Source organism: Shinella sp. AETb1-6, from assembly GCF_009826875.1.
Classification (GTDB): Bacteria; Pseudomonadota; Alphaproteobacteria; order Rhizobiales; family Rhizobiaceae; genus Shinella; species Shinella sumterensis.
In genome coordinates, this window is sequence record NZ_WUMM01000004.1 from 66,306 (window position 1) to 81,407 (window position 15,102).

The 15,102-nt window shown below is 64.5% G+C and carries 15 protein-coding genes; 9 read left to right on the plus strand and 6 right to left on the minus strand.

Annotation, left to right across the window (positions count from 1 at the left end; all coding sequences use genetic code 11):
• The first annotated feature begins 3 nt into the window (after positions 1-3).
• Positions 4-1,326 carry a glycolate oxidase subunit GlcF gene (gene glcF, locus GR158_RS08075; protein WP_160870681.1) on the plus strand — a complete coding sequence of 441 codons (1,323 nt, stop codon included), beginning with the start codon at positions 4-6 and terminating at the stop codon, positions 1,324-1,326.
• 35 nt (positions 1,327-1,361) lie between these two features.
• Here the strand turns inward: glcF and GR158_RS08080 are convergent, their stop codons facing one another.
• Both GR158_RS08080 and GR158_RS08085 read right to left on the minus strand, forming a co-directional pair.
• Positions 1,362-2,066, minus strand: coding sequence for a L,D-transpeptidase (locus GR158_RS08080; RefSeq protein ID WP_160870682.1), 705 nt, complete (start codon positions 2,064-2,066; stop codon positions 1,362-1,364).
• 192 nt (positions 2,067-2,258) lie between these two features.
• Entirely contained in the window at positions 2,259-2,999 is a 741-nt protein-coding gene (locus GR158_RS08085; RefSeq protein ID WP_134648977.1) for a L,D-transpeptidase, read from the minus strand.
• A 211-nt stretch (positions 3,000-3,210) separates the two neighbouring features.
• On the opposite strand from GR158_RS08085, the gene GR158_RS08090 reads away from it, so the two are divergent.
• Positions 3,211-3,840 carry a DNA-3-methyladenine glycosylase I gene (locus GR158_RS08090; RefSeq protein WP_160870683.1) on the plus strand — a complete coding sequence of 210 codons (630 nt, stop codon included), beginning with the start codon at positions 3,211-3,213 and terminating at the stop codon, positions 3,838-3,840.
• Between the two features lie 157 nt (positions 3,841-3,997).
• Positions 3,998-4,216, plus strand: coding sequence for a hypothetical protein (locus GR158_RS08095; protein ID WP_134648975.1), 219 nt, complete (start codon positions 3,998-4,000; stop codon positions 4,214-4,216).
• Positions 4,217-4,334: 118 nt separating this feature from the next.
• On the opposite strand, the gene GR158_RS08100 is transcribed toward GR158_RS08095, so the two are convergent.
• From GR158_RS08100 to GR158_RS08110, 3 genes are all read right to left on the minus strand, one after another.
• On the minus strand, positions 4,335-4,703 hold the full coding sequence (locus tag GR158_RS08100; protein WP_160870684.1) for a DUF305 domain-containing protein: 369 nt from the start codon (positions 4,701-4,703) through the stop codon (positions 4,335-4,337).
• Positions 4,704-4,772: 69 nt separating this feature from the next.
• A complete protein-coding gene (locus GR158_RS08105) occupies positions 4,773-5,087 on the minus strand; it encodes a hypothetical protein (protein WP_160870685.1) in 315 nt (104 codons plus the stop codon).
• Positions 5,088-5,126: 39 nt separating this feature from the next.
• Entirely contained in the window at positions 5,127-5,564 is a 438-nt protein-coding gene (locus tag GR158_RS08110) for a hypothetical protein (RefSeq protein ID WP_160870686.1), read from the minus strand.
• Positions 5,565-5,851: 287 nt separating this feature from the next.
• Between GR158_RS08110 and hisS the strand changes: the two genes are divergently transcribed.
• The 6 genes from hisS to GR158_RS08140 all read left to right on the plus strand — a co-directional run bounded on the left by hisS (position 5,852) and on the right by GR158_RS08140 (position 14,492).
• Positions 5,852-7,366: a histidine--tRNA ligase gene (gene hisS, locus GR158_RS08115; RefSeq protein ID WP_160870687.1), complete on the plus strand. Its 1,515-nt coding sequence runs from the start codon at positions 5,852-5,854 to the stop codon at positions 7,364-7,366.
• A gap of 194 nt (positions 7,367-7,560) precedes the next feature.
• Complete coding sequence (locus GR158_RS08120) at positions 7,561-8,694, plus strand: ATP phosphoribosyltransferase regulatory subunit (protein WP_160870688.1); 1,134 nt, start codon at positions 7,561-7,563, stop codon at positions 8,692-8,694.
• Positions 8,691-9,386, plus strand: coding sequence for an ATP phosphoribosyltransferase (gene hisG / locus GR158_RS08125; RefSeq protein WP_134648969.1), 696 nt, complete (start codon positions 8,691-8,693; stop codon positions 9,384-9,386). Before GR158_RS08120 ends, hisG begins: the two co-directional genes overlap by 4 nt.
• A 103-nt stretch (positions 9,387-9,489) precedes the next feature.
• Positions 9,490-10,197, plus strand: a complete 708-nt coding sequence (locus GR158_RS08130; RefSeq protein ID WP_160870689.1) for a glutathione binding-like protein — start codon at positions 9,490-9,492, stop codon at positions 10,195-10,197.
• 91 nt (positions 10,198-10,288) lie between these two features.
• On the plus strand, positions 10,289-11,506 hold the full coding sequence (locus tag GR158_RS08135; protein WP_371731630.1) for an NAD(P)/FAD-dependent oxidoreductase: 1,218 nt from the start codon (positions 10,289-10,291) through the stop codon (positions 11,504-11,506).
• Positions 11,507-11,693: 187 nt separating this feature from the next.
• Entirely contained in the window at positions 11,694-14,492 is a 2,799-nt protein-coding gene (locus tag GR158_RS08140; RefSeq protein WP_160870691.1) for an EAL domain-containing protein, read from the plus strand.
• A gap of 9 nt (positions 14,493-14,501) precedes the next feature.
• On the opposite strand, the gene GR158_RS08145 is transcribed toward GR158_RS08140, so the two are convergent.
• Entirely contained in the window at positions 14,502-14,948 is a 447-nt protein-coding gene (locus GR158_RS08145) for a hypothetical protein (protein ID WP_134648965.1), read from the minus strand.
• Between the last annotated feature and the right edge of the window lie 154 nt (positions 14,949-15,102).

The following is a 15,102-nucleotide window of genomic DNA, read 5'->3' on the forward strand; positions in this document are numbered from 1 at the left end:
CTGATGCAAACCAATTTCACCGCCGAACAGCTTGCCGATCCGCATGTCGCAACGTCGGAAAAGATCCTGCGCAAATGCGTGCATTGCGGATTCTGCACGGCGACCTGTCCGACCTATGTGACGCTCGGCAATGAGCTGGATAGCCCGCGCGGGCGCATCTATCTCATCAAGGACATGCTGGAAAACGGCCGCCCGGCGGATGCCGAGGTGGTCACCCATATCGATCGCTGCCTCTCCTGCCTCGCCTGCACGACCACCTGTCCCTCCGGCGTGGACTACATGCATCTGGTCGATCACGCGCGCATGCATATCGAGGAGACCTACAGGCGGCCGTTCTGGAACCGCCTGACGCGCAACATCCTGGCGGCGACGCTGCCCTATCCGTCGCGCTTTCGCCTCGCGCTGAAGGCTGCGGCGCTCGGCCGGCCTTTTGCCGGATTTTTCAAGCGCTTCAAGGCCTTCGAGCCCTTCGGCGCGATGCTGGATCTGGCGCCGAAGACATTGCCCAAGGCCTCCGCCAGCTCGAAGCCGGGCACATATGACGCCGCCGGCGAGCGTCGCGGGCGGGTGGCGATCCTGTCCGGCTGCGCCCAGCCGGTGCTGAAGCCCGGCATCAATGAAGCGACGATCCGGCTTCTGAACCGGCTCGGCGTCGAGGTCGTGGCGCCGGCCGGCGAGGTCTGCTGCGGTTCGCTCGTCCACCATATGGGCCGGGAGGCACAGGCGCTGGAGGCCGCGCGGCGCAATGTCGATGTCTGGCTTGAGGAAGTGGAGAAGGGCGGGCTCGACGCCATCATCATCACTGCCTCCGGCTGCGGCACGACGATCAAGGATTACGGTTTCATGCTGCGGCTCGACCCCGTTTATGCGGGCAAGGCGGCGCGCGTCTCGGCCCTCGCCAAGGACGTGACGGAATATCTCGCGACCCTCGACCTGCCACAGCAGGAGGCGAAGGGGCTAACGGTCGCCTATCACTCGGCCTGCTCCATGCAGCATGGCCAGAAGATCACCATGGCGCCGAAGACGTTGTTGAAGAAGGCGGGCTTTACGGTGCGCGATCCTGCGGAAGGCCATCTCTGCTGCGGCTCGGCCGGCACCTACAATATCCTCCAGCCGGAAATCTCGGCCAAGCTGAAGGCGCGCAAGGTCAAGAACATCGAGGCGACGAAGCCCGACCTCATCGCCACCGGCAATATCGGCTGCATCACACAGATCGCGACCGGAACCGCCGTGCCGATCCTGCATACGGTGGAATTGCTCGATTGGGCCTATGGTGGCGAGAAACCCGTGGCGATCTCAAACCTTGCAACGAAAATGCCGGCCTGAGGCCGGCATTCTCTGACCCAAGCAAGTCCTGGCCGTTATCCGCCGAAGCCGAAGAGCGTGCCGAAGAAATCCACGCCGCGGTCGTTGTAGTTGACGGCGCCCTGCCGGTTGCCGGGACCGACGACGACGACCTTGGTGCCGACATCGGCGCGGGCGTAGAGATGCTCCACATCCTTGTTCATCATGCGGATACAGCCCGACGACATGTTCTGGCCGATCGTCCAGGGCTGGTTCGTGCCGTGGATGCGGAAGATCGTGTCGCGGCCGCCCTGGTAGAGATAGAGGGCGCGCGCGCCGAGCGGGTTGTCCTCGCCGCCGGCCTGCACGACGGGCAGGATGCGGCCCTTCTTGGCCTCGCGGCGGCGCATCTCGGCCGGTGGCGTCCAGCTCGGCCATTCGGCCTTGCGCCCCACCTTCACCACGCCCGACCAGCCGAAGCCGTCACGCCCGACGCCGATGCCGTAGCGTGTCGCCCGGTTCTTGCCCTCGACATAGTAGAGGAACTTGTTGTTCGTATCGACGATGACGGTGCCCGGCGCCTGGTCGGTGACGAAGCGGACCTTGGTGCGCTTGTACTTCTGGGCGACCTGCTTCTTGCTCTGCTGCACGAGCACGACGTCGCGCGCGGGGCCGGCCTGGTTCTCCTGCCGCGCGCCGGGAAAGGCGCTGGCCGCTGTCGCCGGCATGATCGCCGTGACGGCGACGGCGGCCGCCAGCAAGATCGATGCGTATGTCCGCATGTTGAATTCCCTCTCAATCCTCAATTCCGCAAGGCTAGCCGAGTCCTGATCAAATTCAAGTCGGCCTGCCGGAAGCGGAACGGTTGCGGGGGCGGATTTCTTCGAATTCTTTCGACGGTGCCTGCGTAAAACGAAAACATCTCCGGCAGCGGGGCGGCCGGAGATGTTCGAATTGCTTGGTGTCGTGCGGCGTCAGATCACGATGACCTTGGTGCCGACCTTCACGCGCTCGTAGAGATCGACGACATCTTCGTTGCGCATGCGGATGCAGCCGGAGGAGACCGCATAGCCGATCGTCCAGGGCGCATTCGTGCCGTGGATGCGGTAAAGTGTCGAGCCGAGATACATGGCGCGCGAGCCGAGCGGGTTTTCCGGTCCGCCTTCCATGGAGGCCGGCAGGTAATGGCCCTTTGCGGCCTCGCGCGCGACCATTTCCTTGGGCGGGGTCCAGCGCGGCCACTCGGCCTTGCGGGTTACGGTATGCGTGCCGGCCCATTCGAAGCCGGGCTTGCCGACGCCCACGCCGTAGCGGCGGGCCTTGCCATCGCCCATCACGAGATAGAGGAATCGGTTGTTGGTATCGATGACGATCGTGCCGGCCTTGTGCTTGCTGTCGTAGGAAACGATCTGCGGCAGATACATCGGGTCGAGCTTGGAGCGCACGGGCCTCTGCGCCTGGCCGGTCGCCGACACCTGCTCCACGCGGGCGACGCCGTCGCGGCGGATGACGCGGCGCTGCTCCACCCGCTGGCGCTGGATGATGCGGCGCGTATTGGCGGCGGGCTGCGCGCCTTCGCCGGTCAGCTGCATCAGCCACGGCGCGGTGAGGTCGGGGCTGACGATGACGGGCGGGCGGCTGCCGTACCGGTCGTTGGCGTGGGCAACCGTCGTGGTGCTCAGCAGGACTGCTGCTAGAAGGGTTCGTATCAACATCGGACGTACTCACTACTGATCGTCGCCGGTCTGCGCCGCCCCAATGCGGCGCCGGTTCGGGAAAATGCTTGCACCGTCAGATGAAGCGAATGGTAAACGGCCGTTCATTAAACATGCACGATGCCGATAAAGCGTTGAGTAGGGTTATTGCCGGCTTTCCAAAGGTGGTTGATGAGTGGTAAACGCGAACAAACAGGAAACGGAGACGGCGATGACGGAACGCGGATTGTCGGTGGGCGAGGACGGCAAGACGCGGTGCGCCTGGCACGGCAACCTCGACGACTACCGCCGTTACCATGACGAGGAATGGGGCCAGCCCGTCACCAGCGATATCCGTCTTTTCGAGAAGATCTGCCTGGAAGGGTTCCAGTCGGGGCTGTCCTGGCTCACCATCCTGCGTAAGCGGGATGGGTTCCGTGCCGCCTTCGCTGGCTTCGATTTCGACCGCGTCGCGGCGTTCGGCGAGGACGATATCGCGCGCTGCCTGGCCGACCCCGGCATCGTGCGCCATCGCGGCAAGATCGTCTCGACCATCAACAACGCGCGCCGCGCGCAGGCCCTGCGCGACGAGTTCGGCACGCTCGCCCGCTATTTCTGGAGCTTCGAGCCGGCCCCCGAGGAACGTCCGGCACGGGTGGACTGGGTGACGATTTCCGCCAACCCGACGACGCCGACATCCGTGCGCCTTTCGAAGGACCTCAAGAAGCGCGGCTGGACCTTCGTCGGCCCCACGACCGTCTATGCCTTCATGCAGGCCATGGGGCTCGTGAACGACCACATCGAAGGTTGTTGCTGCCGTGCGGAAGTAGAATGGAAGAGAAAAACGCTCAAAAGGCCATAAATCCGGACTTGTCCTGGCAAACAGCTATTTGATTTCGCAACGAATCATGTAGCTTAAGGTTGAGCGGCGAATTCATACATCGACAAGTCTGGGGCGACGTGTACACGTATGGTCGCGCGGTGCCGCTTTATGCTGAATGATTTGGCATGGGGGATTCATGGCGCCAAACCGATCTGCAATCGACGATACCCGGCTGGAGCTCTGGGCCTGTGACAAGGCGCAGGAGATCATGTTGCGCGAGGGCTTTCGTCTCATCCGGTCCGCACGAAGCGGCTCTAACACCGAACTGCGCGAAACGAGCCTGATGATGGCCCGCGCGATCGCCGCCTCGCTTGTCGAGGCCTCGGCGACGAGCCGGCCGCCGGCGGGCGAGTGAGCGATTGAAGACCCGCCGGTTCCGGCGGGTTTTTCATTCGGTCATATGGTCATCGCCCGTGTAGCGAAACGAGAGAAGCCCGCCTTGCGGCGAGCCTCCCGGTCTTCTCTGATGCGGTCTACTTGGCGTTCTTCGCCAGCCACGCTTCCATCATCCTGATCTCGCCCTCCTGGGCGGTGATGATCTCCTCGGCGAGCTTGCGGATGGCCGGGTCCTTGCCGTGTTCCAGCTCGACCTTCGCCATGTCGATGGCGCCCTGGTGATGGGCGATCATGCCGCGCACGAAATCCACGTCGGCATCGCCGGAGAACGGGATATCCATACCCTCATGCATCTTCGCATTGGCGTCCATGAAGGCCTGCGTGGATGCGCTGGCCGAAGGCTCCGCCACCATCTGATGGCCGGAGTGATCGGCCTCCTGTGCCATGGCCGGCAGGGAGAAGGCGAGCGTGAGGGCTGCACCAAGAAACAGGGTCTTTGCGTTCATTGTCTTTTCCAGTTCTGAAAACGGTTGATGATCGGACGCAAGGCGCGTCCGCATGTCATGCAATCGCGTTCAGGATCGGGGAGGGGGATCGAGCGGCGAAAGCGCACGGCCGGCAAGGCGCGGCTCGGCGCTGGACATGCGCGCGGAAATGTCGAGCCGCCGGCTTTCGGGGAAAAGCGTTTCCGCTTCTATCGCAAAACACGCGGCACATGCGACGGGATGGGCGGCCGGCTTGGATTTCCCATGGTCGCCGGAGCCGTGGTCATGCATCTGCACGGCCTGCGCCGCCGGTATCTGGGCCGCATGCAGCGTCCCCGCCATTGCCGGCACCCAGCCGGCGAGAACGGCGCCCAGAATGGCGAATATGAGGAAGAGCGTCCGCATGCATCAGAGATAGGCGCGTGCGGCGCAAAAGGAAAGGCCTCAGTTCAGCAGGGCCGGCATGGTCGAAGTCGTTTCGAGACAGCGCCGCGCGGTGGCGAAGGTGCCGACGATCGCGCCGCCCGTCGCGGTGATTTCCGAATGGCCGAAGCAGAACACCGGGCGGTAGAGGCCCGCCATGGGGCGGATCGATGTGCCGAAGCTGATATCGGTCGCCACGGTGGCGGCTTCCTCCAGCGCCAGCAGGATCTTGTGCCAGTCGGCGGGGTCATAGGGCTGGATGATGTCGAGGATGCCGCAGGTCTGGCCGGCCACACCGTGGAAGGCGGCGGTCTGCGGTCCGATCCAGACAATGCCCGTCGCGAGGTCCGCGCTCCAGGATTCGCAGACGAACATGTGGTCCAGTTGATCCGCCTTGATGCCGATGAAGTCTGCGACGGACGAGCGTTGCGCGCGGGAGATTGTCGATTTCGATGCCATTCGGTCGGTCCGGGCTGCTGTCGTCGCTGTCCGGGAGGACAAGCGGGCGGCGGCAAACCACACCCAGCCCTGCGTATGGTCGCCGTCTTTTCATACACACGTTCACTGGCAGCAACGACTGCGCGAGTGAGCGTTCGCTTTCATACGCCGAGCCGCAGCCGAAATCCACTAAAAGGAGAGCTGCCGGTTCGGTTCCATCAAAAAGGGCGTGTCTTTGCGCCCTTGCCGCTTCCGGCCCAATCCGCTAGGGAAACCGCAACGGAAATACAGGAATTTCGGCCGTCCCGATGAGCGAAAAGCAGAAGAAACCGCAGAAGCTGAAAGCCCGCCTGCCGCGCGGCTTTGTCGACCGCGAGGCTGCGGATATCCGCGCCGTCAACGAGATGACCGCAAAGATTAGCGAGGTCTACGAGCGCTACGGCTTCGATCCCGTTGAAACGCCGCTCTTCGAATATACCGATGCGCTCGGAAAGTTCCTGCCCGACAGCGACCGCCCCAACGAGGGCGTCTTCTCGTTGCAGGACGATGACGAGCAGTGGATGAGCCTGCGCTACGACCTGACGGCGCCGCTTGCCCGCCATGTCGCGGAGAATTTCAACGAGATCCAGCTGCCCTACCGCACCTACCGCGCGGGCTATGTCTTCCGCAACGAGAAGCCGGGCCCGGGCCGCTTCCGCCAGTTCATGCAGTTCGATGCCGACACGGTCGGTGCCGCCGGCGTCCAGGCGGATGCCGAGATGTGCATGATGATGGCCGACACGATGGAAGCCCTCGGCATCAAGCGCGGCGACTATGTCATTCGCATCAACAACCGCAAGGTTCTGGACGGCGTGCTCGAAGCCATCGGGCTCGGCGGCGATGACAAGGCAGGCGCACGCCTGACCGTGCTGCGCGCCATCGACAAGCTCGACAAGTTCGGACCGGAAGGCGTGAAGCTTCTGCTCGGCCCCGGCCGCAAGGACGAGTCCGGCGACTTCACCAAGGGCGCCGGGCTGAGCGAAGAGCAGATCGAAAAGGTGCTGTTCTTCGTCGGTATCCAGGATTACGCGGCAAGTGCCGGCGATCTGGCCAAGCTGGTCGAAGGCACGGCGAAGGGCGGCGAGGGCGTCGACGAGCTGAACCAGATCGGCCATCTCGTCACCTCTGCGGGTTACGGCCCGGAGCGCATCAAGATCGACCCCTCCGTCGTGCGCGGCCTCGAATACTATACCGGCCCCGTCTTCGAAGCCGAGCTGCAGTTTGCCGTCACCAACGAGAAGGGCGAGAAGGTCGTCTTCGGGTCCGTCGGCGGCGGGGGCCGTTATGATGGTCTCGTGTCGCGCTTCATGGGCCAGCCGGTCCCGGCCACGGGCTTCTCCATCGGCGTCTCGCGCCTGATGACGGCGCTGAAGAACCTCGGCAAGCTCGGGCAGGATGACGTCGTTGCCCCCGTTCTCGTCACCGTCATGGATGGCGACGTCGAGAGCATGGGCCGTTACCAGCGCTTCACCCAGGACCTGCGCAATGCCGGCATTCGCGCCGAAATGTACCAGGGCAACTGGAAGAAGTTCGGCAACCAGCTGAAATATGCCGACCGCCGCAACGCCCCCGTCGCCATCATCCAGGGCGGCGACGAGCGCGCCGAAGGCGTGGTGCAGATCAAGGACCTGATCGAGGGCAAGCGCCTCTCCGGCGAAATCGAGGACAACACGTCGTGGCGCGAGGCACGCGTGGCCCAGGTGTCCGTGCCGGAGGCCGAGCTGGTGGCAAAGGTCCGGGAAATCCTCGAGGCGCAGGCCGAAGACCGGGCGCGGGCCGGCTGAACGATGAACGTCGTGCTGCATGCCCCCCTCATCCGCCTGCCGGCACCTTCTCCCCGAGGGGAGAAGGGAGGTGTTGCGGTCTCGCGTTTCCCCTTCTCCCCTCGGGGAGAAGGTGGCCCGAAAGGCCGGATGAGGGGGGCGTGCCGCCGGCAGGCCGGAGGGGGGTATACTTCCCCGCGGCCGGAGCTTTTCCCATGCCTTTGATCAACCTGCCCGCCTTCGCTCTCGACCTCGTCGCCGATCTGGAAGCACGCGGTACCGAGCGTGTCGATACGCCGGTCATCCAGCCGGCGGAGCCTTTCCTCGACATGGCCGGCGAGGACCTGCGCCGGCGCATCTTCATGACGGAGAGCGAGACGGGCAAGAGCCTGTGCCTGCGCCCCGAATTCACCATTCCCGTGTGCCTGCGCCATATCGAGACGGCGACCGGCACACCGAGGCGCTATGCCTATCTCGGCGAGGTCTTCCGGCAGCGCCGCGAGGGATCGAGCGAATTCTACCAGGCCGGCATCGAGGATCTTGGCGAGCCGGATGTGGCGCGCGCCGATGCCCGGGCCGTCGGCGACGCCATTGCCGTGCTGACCAACCGCCTGCCGGGCGTCTCCCTGTCCGTGGTGCTGGGCGATCAGTCGGTGTTCGAAGCGGTGGTCGCCGCCTGCGGCCTGCCGGCCGGCTGGCAGAAGCGGCTGGTCCACGCCTTCGGCAACCAGACGCAGCTGCAACGGTTGATGGATACGCTCTCCAATCCCGCCCCGTCGGGCATTTTCGGTCCGGAAGTCGAACGCCTCGCCATTCTCGGCAAGCTCGACGACGAGGCGACGCTGATCGCTCATATCGACGCGACGATGGAAGCGACCGGCTATTCCACCAATGCCAGCCGCAGCCCCGCCGATATCGCGCGCCGCCTGCGCGAGAAGATGGAACTGGCGAGCACGCGTCTTGATGCGCGCACGCTGGCGCTGCTTCGGGAGTTCCTCGCGCTGGAATTGAGCCTTGCGGACGCTCCGCGGGCACTCGCCGCCTTCGCCGAGAAGGCCGGCCTGTCACTCGGGGAGGCGCTCGCCCGCTTCGAAAGCCGCGTTGCCGCCTTGCGCGAGGCCGGGGTGGACCCGTCCGCCGTGATCTATCGCGCCGCCTTCGGCCGCCCGCTCGACTACTATACCGGCCTCGTCTTCGAGATCACGCCTGAGCGCGATCCGCTGGTTCTTGCCGGTGGCGGGCGCTTCGACCGGCTGCTGACGCTGCTCGGCGCCAGGGAGCGTATTCCCGCCGTCGGCTTCTCGCTTTGGCTCGACCGCATCGCAAGCGTGAAGGAAGCTGCGGCATGACCATCACCATCGGCCTTCCCTCCAAGGGGCGCATGAAGGAGGATTCGTCCGCCATTCTCGCCCGTGCGGGGTTTTCCGTTGTCGCCGTCGGCAACGATCGGTCCTATCGCGGCCGCGTCGAAGGGCGCGACGATATCGAGATCGCCTTTCTCTCCGCCTCGGAAATCTCGCGCGAGATCGCCAACGGCACCGTCGATTTCGGCGTGACCGGTGAGGATCTGGTCCGCGAGGGGCTGGCGGAGGCCGATGCGCGCGTCGAATTCTGCGCCCGCCTTGGCTTCGGCCATGCCGATGTGGTCGTCGCCGTGCCGGAAATCTGGCTCGATGTCGATACCATGGCCGATCTCGGCGATGTCGCCGCCGATTTCCGCGCCCGCCACGGCCGCCGCCTGACGATCGCCACCAAGTACTGGCGTCTCACGCAGCAGTTCTTCTCCGGCAATCACGGCATCCAGCTCTACCGCATCGTCGAAAGCCTCGGCGCCACGGAGGGCGCACCGGCCTCCGGCTCGGCTGATATCATCGTCGATATCACCTCGACCGGGTCGACGCTGGTCGCCAACCACCTCAAGATCCTGTCCGATGGCGTGATCCTGAAATCGGAAGCCTGCCTCGTGCGCGCCCGCAAGCCCGAGCATGAGGGCAATCCGGTTGTGGCTGAGATCATCGACGCGGTGCGTGGGGCGCTCTGACGGGCAGGGGCCTTTCGGCTTCCACCGGAATTTTGTCGAGGCCACCCTGACATCGCCCGTCCACCTGTCCTATCTATGCGCTCCCGTGTCCAAGGAGCCGTTCATGTCCGACCTTTCCGCCTTCCCGATCACCAAGAAGTGGCCCGCCAAGAACCCCGATATCATCCAGCTCTATTCGCTGCCCACGCCGAATGGTGTGAAGGTCTCGATCGCGCTTGAAGAGCTCGGCCTTCCCTATGAGGCCCATCGCATCGAGTTCGGCCCGGATGGCGTGAAATCGCCGGAGTTCATCTCGTTGAACCCGAACGGCCGCATTCCCGCGATCATCGATCCGAACGGCCCGGACGGCAAGCCGATCGGCCTTTTCGAATCCGGGGCCATCCTCGTCTATCTCGCCGAGAAGACCGGCAAGCTCCTCCCGGACGATGCCGCCGGACGCTATGAAACGCTGTGCTGGGTGATGTTCCAGATGGCGGGTGTGGGCCCGATGCTGGGCCAGTTCGGCCATTTCTTCAAATATGCCGCCGACAAGGTCGCGAACAACGCCTATCCGATGGAACGCTACCGCGACGAGTCCAAGCGCCTGATCTCCGTGCTGGAAGCCCGTCTCAAGGACCGCCAGTGGATCATGGGCGACGAATACACCATCGCCGATATCACCACCTTCCCCTGGGTGCGCGGCGCCGATATCTTCTACGGCGGCAGCGAGGCGCTCGACTATGCGGGCTTCCCCTCCGTCCGTGCATGGATCGAGCGTTGCGTCGCCCGCCCGGCCTCCGCCAAGGGTCTTGAAATCCCGGCAAGCGCCTGACGCGAACGCAAAAACCGGTGGCGCGGCGCCTGTTGACGCCACCGGGTACGACGGGCTACCTCTCGGAAAACAAGAGCGGGACGGAAACATCGTGACGGGAAGACTGGTTGTTGTGGGCGGCGGTCAGGCCGCCTTTGCCCTCGTTGCCAAACTGCGTGCGCTAAAGGACGAGCGGCCGATCACCATCGTCGCGGCTGAGGCAAGCCATCCCTACCAGCGGCCTCCGCTCTCCAAGAAGTATCTGCTCGGCGAGGCGGACCTTTCCCGCCTCATGTTCCGCCCGGAGAACTGGTATCCCGAAAACAATGTCGAAATCCGCCTGTCGACCGAGGTGACGGCGATCGATCGCGCGGCGAGGACCGTCGCGCTCAGCGATGGCTCGACGCTGCATTACGCCTTCCTCGCGCTCGCCACGGGCGCCACGCCGCGCCGCCTGCCCGCCGAGATCGGCGGCGACCTGGAAGGCGTGTTTACCGTACGCGACTATCGCGATGCCGACCGTCTCGGTCTGGAAATGCAGGAAGGCCGCCGGGCGCTTGTCATTGGCGGCGGTTACATCGGCCTGGAAGCGGCCGCCGTCGCGCGGGGCAGGGGGCTGCATGTCACTGTCATCGAAATGGCCGAGCGCATCCTTGCCCGCGTCGCGTCGCCCGCGACGGCGACGATCCTCAAGGCCATCCATCACGCCCGTGGTGTCGATGTGCGCGAGAAGACCGGCCTGGTACGCCTGCTTGGCGAGAACGGCCGTGTCACCGGCGCGGAACTGACCGACGGTTTCGTGCTGCCGGCCGATGTGGTGATCGCCGGCATCGGTGTTACGGCAAACGACCAGCTCGCGCGCGCCGCCGGGCTGGAGGTGGCCAACGGCATCGTGGTGGATGAACACGCCCGCACCTCCGACCCCGCCATCTTCGCCATGGGCGACTGCGCGGTCCTGCCCTTCGAAGGAAACCGCGTCCGGCTCGAATCGGTGCAGAACGCGGTCGACCAGGCCGAGGCGGCAGCTGCCGTCATCGCCGGCGGCGACGCGCCCTATGAGCCCAAGCCCTGGTTCTGGTCCGACCAGTATGATGTGAAGCTCCAGATCGCCGGCTTCTGCGCCGGCTTCGACGACACGTTCGTGCGCCCCGGCCAGCGAGAAGGCAGCGTTTCCGTTTGGTACTTCCGGCAGGGGCGGCTGATCGCGGTCGATGCGGTCAACGATGCCAAGGCCTATGTCGTCGGCAAGAAGCTGATCGAGATGGGGCGCACCCCCGAGCGCGCAGCGCTGGAAGACCCGGCGACCGACCTCAAGGCCTTGACTCTCTAAGGCTTTAGCCCCGATGGTTGTGCTGCGCGCAGGGCGCCCTCGAACGCGGTTGCATATTTTCGAAATCTATTAAGTATGACGGAAGATGGAACCCGATAGCCGGCTTCCGTAACGTGAAGGGTTTATCGATTCTTCAGGATTGACGGCGTTTTTAGCGGTCACATAGCCCCACCCGGTAACCGTCTTCATGCTGTATATCCTGACCTGCCTGACCGTTGAGCACGACCTTCGTCTCGTCCTGCTCGCCGCTCTCATCTGCTTCCTGTCCTGCTACGTCGCGGTGGTGCTCACACAGCGCGCACTCGTCTCCGGCGGCGCGGCGCGGATGCTCTGGCTCGGTGCGGCGGGCGCTTCCAGCGGCTTCGGCATCTGGGCTACCCACTTCATCGCCATGCTGGCCTACGATCCCGGCATGGAGATGGGCTTTCTCATGGAGCCGACGCTTGTTTCCCTGGGCGTCGCCATCGTGGTGACGGCCGCGGGGCTTGGCGTCGCGACCTATGTCTCGGGCCTGAGCGCGGTGCTCGCCGGCGGCCTGCTGCTTGCCGCGGGCGTCACCTCCATGCACTATATCGGCATGTCGGCGGTGGAACTGCCGGGCACGCTTTTCTTCGACAAGACCTATGTCGCCGCTTCGGTCGTCAGCGCCGCGCTCTTCAGCACACTGGGACTGATCTGCTGCTTGCGGCCGGCACCGCGTGCGCGCGACCGCGCGCTGGCCACCAGCCTGATCGCGCTCGGCGTCGTTTCGCTGCATTTCACGGCCATGGCCGCCGTGCGCATCGAACCCGGCCTCATGCCGGTGAACGGCCAGACAATGCTGTCGACGGGCATCATGGTGCCCCTTATTGCGATCGTTGCTTTCTCGCTGCTCGTCGCGGGACTGACGGCTGCCGTTTTCGCCCGCCAGGCCGAGATGACCGCGAGCGAGAACACGCGCCGCTTCTCCATGCTTCTGCAGGGCGTGAAGGATTACGCCATCTACATGCTGGACGCAGACGGGCGGGTGGCGAACTGGAACGACGGCGCCGAACGCAAGATGGGCTTTACGGCCGGCGAGATCGTCGGCCAGCACTTTTCACGCTTCTACAGCGCCGAAGATCGTGCGGCGGGCGAGCCCGAGCGCGCCCTGCGCATCGCGCGCGAGCAGGGAAAGTTCGAGACCGAGGGCTGGTGCTACCGCAAGGACGGATCCCGTTTCTGGGCCAACACGGTGATGGACCCGATCCATGACACGAGCGGTGATCTTGTCGGCTATGCCAACATCACCAAGGACATCACGCAGGACAAGGCCGATGCCGACCGTCTGGCGGAGGTGACGAAAAACCTCGACCTGGCGCTGGAGAACATGTCGCAGGGGCTCTGCCTGTTCGACAAGGACGAGCGTCTGCTGCTCGCCAACCGGCGCTACAGCGAAATCTTCGGCTTTCCCGAAGGCGGTATCAAGCCCGGCATGACCCTTCGGGAAATCATCGACCTCGGCGTTGCGGGCTTCCTCTCCGATCCGGAAGCGCGGCAGGCAAGGGCGCGGGATATCTATGCGCGCCGCCGCGCTGCGCTCCAGACGCGCGAGGTCGATGCCATCGTCGAGAAATTCTCCAGAGGCGTCTCCGTGCAACTCTATCATCGCATCCTGCCCGACGGTTCGTGGGTCGCGACCTATGAGGACGTGTCCGAGCGCCTGCGTTCCGAAGAGCAGATCTCCTTCCTGGCGCGTCACGACAGCCTGACGGGCCTGCCCAATCGCGCGAGCTTCAACGACCGGCTCGAGGCCGATCTGCTGTCCGCCCGCCGGTCCGGTGGCAAGGTGGCGGTCATCGCCATCGACCTCGACAAGTTCAAGGAGATCAACGATACGCGCGGCCATGCCGCGGGCGACGAAGTGCTGGCGACGCTCTCGCGCCGCATGCAGGCGAGCCTTGGCGCCAACGAGACCATCGCGCGGTTGGGTGGGGATGAATTCGCCGCCTCCAAGCGCTTCGAGGACATGACGGAACTGACCGGCTTCATCCAGCGCCTGGAAACGTGCCTCAGCGAACAGATCCGCATCGATGGCTATGATATCCGGCCGGGCGCCAGCCTAGGCGTCGCCATCTATCCCCAGGATGCCGACAATATCGGCGCATTGCTCAACAATGCCGACCTCGCCATGTACAGGGCGAAGGAGGCGCTGACCCAGACCGTCTGCTTCTACGAGGTCTCGATGGACGAGGCAGCCCGGCGCCGTCGCCTGATCGCAAACGACCTGTGGCAGGCTGTCAGGCGCGATGAGCTGGAACTGCACTATCAGGTCCAGAAGGCCGTCCATACCGGTGAAACGCTCGGTTACGAGGTTCTGCTGCGCTGGCACCATCCGGTCCGCGGCACCATCCCGCCGTCGGATTTCATTCCGATCGCCGAGGAATGCGGCGCCATCCTGCCGATCGGCGAATGGGTGTTGCGCGAAGCCTGCCGCGAGGCGGCCAGCTGGGAAAATGCGCACAAGATCGCCGTCAATCTCTCGCCGGTCCAGCTCGGCAATGCCGATGTCGCCGACCTCGTGCAGCGCGTGCTGCAGGAAACCGGCCTCGATCCACGCCGGCTGGAGCTGGAAATCACGGAATCGACCATCATCGGCGACAAGGAACGGGCGCTCGAAACGCTGCGCCGGATCAAGGCTTTCGGCGTTACCATCGCCATCGACGACTTTGGAACCGGCTATTCGTCCCTGGAAACGCTGCGTTCCTTCCCCTTCGACAAGATCAAGCTCGACCGCAGTTTCATGAGCGAGGTGGAGTCGAGCCCCGAAGCCAAGGCCATCATCCGCGCCATCCTGGCGCTTGGCCACACGCTGCGCGTCCCGGTGCTGGCGGAAGGCGTGGAGACGCGCAACCAGCTCGATATCCTGCTCGACGAGGGCTGCGACGAGGCGCAGGGTTATTTCCTCGGGCGCCCGATGCCGATGGAGCGCATCCGCGCGGCCCGCAAGGCGAGCGAGGCGGCGTAGCCGTTTCGCCTACTGCCGCTTGAAGCGTCGGCCGGCAAGGTCGATCTGGAAGCGGGGGAAGATGAAGACGCCGATGATCGTGCCGGCGTATTTCTCTTCCAGCCCCGTCGATTCGCCGACGCAGAACACCGGCTGGCGCGGCGTGCCATCCAGATGAATGGTCGTGGAAAAGCAGAAGGAAGACGAGGAGGCGGCTGCCTGCTCGAACAGCTCCAGCACGCGGGTGCGATCCAGCGGTTCGTAGCACCGGATGAGGTTGAGCAGCCCGCAGGTCCGCTCCGTCATGCCGTGCGCCAGCGTCGCCTTCTCGCCGAGCGTGAAGAGACCGTTGGAGAGATCGCCCGTCCAGCGCTCCGTCACGCAATATTGGGTGAGGAGCTCATTGTCCGTCTCGTCGAATTCCATCGAACCCGGCAGAAAGGGCGACGAGAGATCAGTCTTGATTATCTTGAACACCTACGACCTCAGGCAGTTGCTCGAATTTGACCGAGATGCCATGGGCGATTGCGCCGCACGACATGCTAAAAGCGTGCATCGACGAGCTCCCCGAAGCTGGCCGCCACACTTCTCTATGAACTGAACTGCATCCGGCGCCGCTGTGCATATCGGG